Source organism: Streptomyces botrytidirepellens, from assembly GCF_003721215.1.
Taxonomy (GTDB): Bacteria; Actinomycetota; Actinomycetes; order Streptomycetales; family Streptomycetaceae; genus Streptomyces; species Streptomyces himastatinicus.
Map to the genome: position 1 here is coordinate 1 of NZ_RIBZ01000706.1, position 7191 is coordinate 7191.

3 protein-coding genes are annotated in these 7191 nt (G+C 73.7%); 1 reads left to right on the forward strand and 2 read right to left on the reverse strand.

Features of this window, described 5'->3' with window-relative positions; genetic code table 11:
• Positions 1–117 precede the first annotated feature (117 nt).
• Positions 118–984 (forward strand): alpha/beta fold hydrolase, encoded by an 867-nt coding sequence (locus tag EEJ42_RS36435; protein WP_123106475.1) that lies wholly within the window; start codon positions 118–120, stop codon positions 982–984.
• Positions 985–1069: 85 nt separating this feature from the next.
• On the opposite strand, the gene EEJ42_RS36440 is transcribed toward EEJ42_RS36435, so the two are convergent.
• On the reverse strand, positions 1070–6082 hold the full coding sequence (locus tag EEJ42_RS36440) for a type I polyketide synthase (RefSeq protein ID WP_123106476.1): 5013 nt from the start codon (positions 6080–6082) through the stop codon (positions 1070–1072).
• Positions 6083–6107: 25 nt separating this feature from the next.
• Positions 6108–7191, reverse strand: a 1084-nt coding sequence (locus EEJ42_RS36445) for a KR domain-containing protein (protein WP_123106477.1), incomplete at its 5' end; no start/stop codon positions are given.

Genomic DNA, 7191 nt, shown 5'->3' on the forward strand with positions numbered 1-7191 from the left:
CTCACCCCCTCCCGCCCGGCGTCTGCATTCCTTCGCATCCTTAAGTGCCGCTAATGCGGCGCCACTTGACCGCCGCAGTTATCGAAGCACCCGCGCATATCGGGCTAGAATTCCTCTATGGATCTTTCCGTGCCCGTAACCGACGATGTGAAATTGCATTTCCGACACCGGCCTGGAACCGCATCCCCCGTCTTCCTCCTGGTCCATGGCATGGCCTCGAACGCCCGGATGTGGGACGAGGTCGCCGACCACCTGGCCGCCGCGGGCCATCCCGTGTACGCGGCCGATCTGCGCGGCCACGGCGAGTCCGACACCCCGGAGACGGGGTACGACACACCGACCGCCGTCGCGGACCTGGTGGCGGCCTGCGCCGCCCTCGGGCTGTCCGAGGTGGTGCTGGCCGGGCACTCGTACGGCGGCAACGTATCGGTGCGGCTGACCGCCGAGCATCCCGAACTGGTGGCGGGGCTGGCCCTGGTCGACGGCGGCTGGCTCGAACCCGCCAAGGCCTTCCCCTCGTGGGAGGCGTTCGCGGGCGCGCTGCGCCCGCCCGCGCTGGACGGCGCCACCGTGCAGAGCGTGAGCGACTACTTCCGGGACATTCACCCCGACTGGTCGCCGGCGGCGATCGAGGCGGCCGTGGCCACCATGCGGGAGAACCCGGACGGTTCGCTGTCCCGGCGTATGACCCTCGAACAACACACCTCGATGCTGCGCAGCATCTGGGACGAGCCGCCGAGCCCCTGGTACCCGGCCATCTCGGTGCCCACCCTGCTGATGCCCGCCATCCCCAAGGGCGCGGACCCGCAGTGGGCGGACCGCATCCGCTCCCGCATCGAGGCCACCACGGCCACGCTGCGCGGTGCGGCCATGCGCGAATACCTGGACTCGGAGCACGATCTGCACGCCCAGCACCCCCGGCGGGTGGCGGAGGATCTGCTCGACCTGGCCCGTACCGTCCGGCAGGCCCGTGCCCTTCGATGACCGGCACACGACGAACCCCCCGTACGGCGTCCCGTACGGGGGGTTCTTGGCGAAGCGGGGGCCTTGGCGAACGGGGCCTGGCCGCTCAGGTACCCAGCTCGCGGTCGATGAGGGCGAACACCTCGTCGGCGGTGGCGGCGGCGAGATCCTGCCCGTCCGCCGGCGCCCCGTCCTCGTCCTCGGTGGCCGTGTACTTCCACAGGAGGCCCTGGAGACGGTTCACCAGCCCGGTGCGCCTCGGGTCGTCGGCCGTCAGTCCTGCCAGCGCCGCCTCCAGCGCGTCGAGGTGTCCGAGCCCCGGATGGGCGGTGGCGGACTCCTCCGGAGCCAGCTGGGCCAGCAGACAGCCCGCGAGGGCTTCCGGTGTCGGATAGTCGAAGACCACCGTCGTCGGCAGGCTCAGCCCGGTGGCGGCTCGTAGCCGGTTCCTGAGCTCCACCGCCGCGATCGAGTCGAAACCCAGCTCCTTGAACGGCTTGCCCGGGTCGACCGCCTCCGGCGCCGGATAGTGCAGTACGGCGGCCACATGGCCGCGTACCAGGGCGAGCAGCCATGCGGTCCGCTCGGCCTCGTCCAGCGCAGCCAGCTCCTCGCGCAGCGCCGCGGCGCCGTCCGACCCGGTGTCCCCTTCCGCGGGCTCCTGGGCGGCCTCGAGGGCGTGGCGGGCTTCCGGCACCGTGTCGAACAGCCTGCTCGTCCGGGCGAGGGTGAACAGCGGCACGAAGCGTTCCCAGGCGACATCGGCGATCGTCAGCTGCGGATCGTCGTGGTCGAGCACCTGCCGCAGGGCGTTCAGCGCCCACCGTGGATCCAGGGGCGACAGGCCCTGGCGCCGGGAACGCTCGGTGTGCGGGGCCAGTTGCTGCGACGTATCGCCGCCGTCCGACAGGTCCCAGAGCCCCCAGGCGATCGAGACCGCGGCCCGGCCCTCGGCCCGTCGGCGTTGCGCGAGCGCGTCGAGGTGGGCGGTTGCGGCGGCGTACGAGCCGTGGTCCTTGCTGCCCCATGCCGTCGCGACGGTGGAGCAGTAGATGACGGTGTCCTCGGGCCCGAGACCGCACGCCGCCTCAACGTCCTCTTCGGGGCAGGCGAGTTGAGCGGAAATCTCATCGCCCAGCCGCTCGGGGGTCAGCTCCGTCAGCGGTGCCAGCGCACCGGAGGTCGCGGTGTGGACGACCGTCCCGATCCGTCCGCCCTCCGACGCCAGCCGTTCGACGGTACGGAGCACACCCGCCCGGTCGCCGGGCGCGCAGTCCGCGACCGTCAGCTCGGCGCCGAGCGCGTCCAGCTCGGCCTTCAGCGCGGCGTTTCCGTCTCCGTCCTGATGGCCCAGCAGTACGACGTGCTTCGCGCCGTTGTCGGCCGCCCACCGGGCGATGCGGGCCGCCGGGCCGGTGGTGTCGCCGGTGATGAGCACGGTGCCGTGCGGCGCCCAGGTCCGCGGGGGCGCGCCGCCGCCGACCGGGGCGGGGGCCAGCCGTCGCCCGTACGCCCCCGAGGCGCGCAGCGCCACCTGGTCCTCGCCGGACACCCCGGTGAGCACGGCCCGCAGCCGGTCCGGGTCGACCGCGTCGGGACTGGCGGGGAGGTCGAGCAAGCCGCCCCACAGGGTGGGGTGTTCGAGCGCGGCGACCCGGCCGAGCCCCCAGAGCTGGGCCTGTGACGGCACGGCCACGGGGTCGGTGTCGCCGACGGACACCGCCCCGCGGGTGGCGCACCACAGGGGTGCCGTGATGCCTCCGTCCAGCAGCGCCTGGAGCAGGGTGAGCGTGCCGGTCAGACCGGTGGCCACGCCGTGGGGCCGGGCGTGTGCGGACGTGCCGAGCGCCAGCAGGGACAGGACGCCGGCCGGTGGCTCCGCATCGGCGTACCGATCGTGCAGCAGCTCCGTGAGCCGCGTCCGGTCGGTGTCCTCGGCGACGGTCAGCTCGTCCACGTGGCCGCCGCCGGCGCCGAGCGCCTGGACGCAGGCGTTCACCCAGTCGTGCGCACCGTCGGCCGGGCGGACGACGAGCCAGGTGGGCGCGCCGTCCTCCGGTGTGTTGTCGGTGAGGGGCTGCCACTGGATCCGGTAGCGCCAGGAGTCCACGGCGGACCGCTCCCGCCGCTCGCGCCGCCATGCGGAGAGCACCGGCAGCACCGTGTCCCACGAGGACCGCGCGCCATGGCCGTCGGGGAGCCGCAGCGTGTCGGAGAGCGCCCGCAGATCCTCACCGTCGACCGCGGCCCAGAACCGCTCCTCGTCCTCGTCCGTCCTCGGCGCCACGCCGGACGGCACCGAGTCGGGCAGCCAGTACCGCTCCCGCTGGAAGGCGTACGTGGGCAGGTCGACGGCGCGCGGGGCCGCCGGTCCTGTCGGGTGGAGGGTGGTCCAGTCGACGCCGATCCCGGCGGTGAACGCCTGGGCGAGGGAGTGCATCAGCTGCGCCGTGCCCCCGTGGTCGCGGCGCAGCGTGGGCACCGTGACGGCCTCGACGGCGGTGTGCTCGAACGTCTCCTGCATGCCGACGGTCAGCACGGGGTGGGTGCTGGTCTCGATGAACGCCCGGTGGCCGTCGGTCAGCAGCGCTTCGACGGCGTCGGCGAACCGTACGGGCTCCCGCAGGTTCGTCACCCAGTAGCCGCTGTCCAGGGTGGCGGTGTCGATCCGTCCGCCGGTGACCGTGGAGTAGAACGCCACCTTCGACGCGCTCGGCCGGATTCCGGCCAGAGCCTCGGTCAGTTCCCCGGTGATCTCGTCGATCTGCGGGCCGTGCGAGGCGTAGTCCACGTCGATCAGGCGCGCCCGCCCGCCGGCTTCCCGGCAGGCGGCCACCGTGTCGGCCACCTGTGCCGGAGGTCCCGAAATGACGGTGGAGGAAGGCCCGTTGACGGCGGCCACCCCGACCTCGGCGGCCCGGTCGCCGAGCCCGGCCAGCAGCTTGCCCGCCTGCTCCCGGCCCAGGCCGAGGGACGCCATCGCCCCGCCGCCCGCCAGCCTGCGCAGCGCCCGGCTGCGCAGCGCCACGACCTTGGCGCCGTCCTCCAGGGACAGCGCCCCCGCCACCACGGCCGCCGCGATCTCCCCCTGGCTGTGGCCGACGACCGCGGCGGGCGTGACCCCGTGTCCGGCCCACACCGCCGCCAGGGAGACCATCACGGCCCAGAGCACGGGCTGCACCACGTCCACCCGGCTCATCTCGGCCGCGCCCTCCGCGCCGCGCAGGACGTCGGTGAGCGACCAGTCCACGTACGGCGACAGCGCCCGCTCACACTCCGCCACGCGCGCCGCGAACACCGGCGAGGCGTCGAGCAGCCCGGCCCCCATCCCCGCCCACTGCGAGCCCTGGCCCGGAAACACCAGCACCGGCCCCGGCTCGCCCGCCACCGCGGCGACACCGGGGTGGACGACGCCCGGGTGCGCTTCCCCGGCGGCCAGCGCCTCGACGGCCGCCAGCAGCGCGCCCCGGTCCTCGCCGAGGACCACGGCGCGGTGGTCGAACAGCGACCGCGTGGTGACGAGCGACCAGCCCACGTCGGCCACGGGCAGCCGCGGGTCCTCCGCCACCCGTGCCGCCAGCGCCGCCGCCTGTCCCCGCAGGGCGCGTTGGCTGCGGGCGGAGAGCACCCACGCGCTGACGCCGGCGGTCGCCCCCGGCGCGTTCTCCGCAGTGGTGTCGGCGGCCTCGGACGGTTCTGCGCTCTCAGGTGGCTCTGCGCTCTCGGGCGGCTCGGGCGCCTGCTCCAGGATCAGATGGGCGTTGGTGCCGCTGATGCCGAAGGAGGACACTCCCGCGCGGCGCGGCCGGTCGCCCGTCGGCCATGCCACGGGTGCGGTCAGCAGCCGTACGCCCCCGCCCTCCCAGTCCACGTGCGGCGTCGGCTCGTCGATGTGCAGCGTGACCGGCAGGGTCTCCTTCCGGAGCGCCATCACCATCTTGATGACTCCTGCGACGCCCGCCGCGGCCTGGGCGTGGCCGATGTTCGACTTGAGGGAGCCCAGCCACAGCGGCCGGTCGTCGGGCCGGCCCCGGCCGTACGTGGCCAGCAGCGCGTGCGCCTCGATCGGGTCGCCGAGGGACGTCCCCGTGCCGTGTGCCTCCACCGCGTCCACCTGGTCGGCGGCGAGCCGGGCGTTGGTCAGCGCATGCCGGATCACTCGCTCCTGCGCCACGTCATTGGGCGCGGTCAGACCGTTGCTGGCGCCGTCCTGGTTGACGGCCGAGCCCCGGATCACCGCCAGCACCCGGTGGCCGTGGCGGCGTGCGTCCGACAGCCGCTCCAGGAGCACCAGCCCGACGCCCTCGGAGAAGCCGGTGCCGTCGGCGGCCGCGGCGAAGGATTTGCAGCGCCCGTCCGGAGCCAGCCCGCGCTGCCGGGAGAACTCGGCGAACGCGGTCGGGGTCGTGAGCGCGGTGACCCCGCCCGCGAGCGCCAGTTCGCATTCCCCCTGGCGCAGCGCCTGGCAGGCCAGGTGCATCGCCACCAGGGACGACGAACACGCGGTGTCCACCGTCACGGCCGGACCTTCCAGCCCGAAGGTGTACGCCACCCGGCCGGACACCACGCTGGTGAGGCTGCCGGTGGTGGCGTACCCCTCGAAGCCCTCGGGGACGCGGGGCATCCGGGTCATATAGTCCTGGCTGGACACCCCGGCGTACACACCGGTCGGGCTGCCCTTCAGCGACGCGGGGTCGATGCCCGCCCGTTCCAGCAGTTCCCAGGACACTTCGAGCAGCAGCCGCTGCTGCGGATCCATCGCCAGCGCCTCGCGCGGGCTGATGCCGAAGAACTCGGCATCGAAGCGGTCGGCCTCGCGCAGGAATCCACCGTGCCGGACATAGCTGGTGCCGGGGTGGTCGGGATCCGGGTGGTACAAGTCCTCCAGATCCCAGCCGCGGTCGGTGGGGAACTCCTCGATTCCGTCCCCGCCCGAGGACACCAGCTCCCATAACTCCTCGGGCGAGCCCACCCCGCCGGGGTAGCGGCAGGCCATGCTCACCACGGCCACCGGTTCCTGGGACCGCTCCTCCAGGTCCCGTACGCGCTGACGGGCCTGCCCCAGATCCACCGTGACCCGCTTCAGGTATTGGCGGAGCTTCTCTTCCGTACCCGACATCAGTCCTCACTCACGCTACTCGTGATCAAGAAGGCAGTTCCCGGTCGATGAACGCGAACAGTTCGTCATCCGACGCGGCTTCCACGGCCCCGTCGTCCACGGTGTGGCCGACGGCGGCCCCGGGGGCGCCGTCGCCGAGCCGCCACAGCAGCGCCTCCAGGCGCTTCGCCAGCCTGCCGCGGGCCTGGTCGTCGGGGACGAACCGGGCCATCGCCCCCTCCAGCTTCTCCAGCTCGCCGAAGACGGGGCCGGAGGTGTCCGCGGCCGCGGGGCACAGCTGTTCCCGCAGGTCCTCGGCGATGGCCGAGGACGTCGGATGCCGGAAGATGAACGTGGCGGGCAGGCGCAGCCCGGTGGCCGCGGCGAGCCGGTTGCGCAGCTCGACGGCGGTCAGCGAATCGAACCCCAGATCCTTGAACGGGGTGTCGCTGTCCACCGCCCCGGCATTGGTGTGCCCCAGCACCGCGGCCGCCTGGGTGCGTACCAGGTTGAGCAGTTCGCGGTGTTGTTCGTCCGGCGGCAGTCCGGTCAGCCGACCGACCAACCTCGCGGCGGGAGCGCCGGTGGCGGCGGTTCGCCGTGCGGTGGCCCCGCGGGCGTCGGCGGTGAGGGCGCGCAGCAGGGCCGGGAGAGCGTCGGCGGGCTGTGCGGACAGGGCGCGCACATCGAGGTCGACGGCCGCCGGCTGAGGATCGCCGTGCCAGCAGGCGGCGTCCAGCAGACGCAGCGCCCGGTCGCTGGACATCGCGGCGATTCCGGACCGGGCCATCCTGGCCAGGTCCGCCTCGGCCAGATGGCCGGTCATCCCGCTGGCTTCGGCCCACAGCCCCCACGCCACAGAAACGCCGGGCAGGCCGAGGTTCTGGCGGTGGCACGCGAGGGCGTCGCAGAAGGCGTTGGCCGCCGCGTAGTTGGCCTGCCCGGGGCTGCCCATGACCCCGGCGGCCGAGGAGAACATCACGAACATCGCCAGTGGAAGGTGCGCGGTGGCGGCGTGGAGGTTGGCCGCGGCCGTGGCCTTGGCTCCCCACACCCGCGCCAGCCGCTCCGGGGACTGCGCGGGGAGCATCGCGTCGTCGAGGGCGCCCGCGGCGTGGATGACGCCGGTC

Coding starts and splice junctions, on each gene's coding strand:
- EEJ42_RS36440 (WP_123106476.1), bottom strand. CDS start 6,082: ATGTCGGGTACGGAAGAGAAGCTCCGCCAATACCTGAAGCGGGTCACG.
- EEJ42_RS36435 (WP_123106475.1), top strand. CDS start 118: ATGGATCTTTCCGTGCCCGTAACCGACGATGTGAAATTGCATTTCCGA.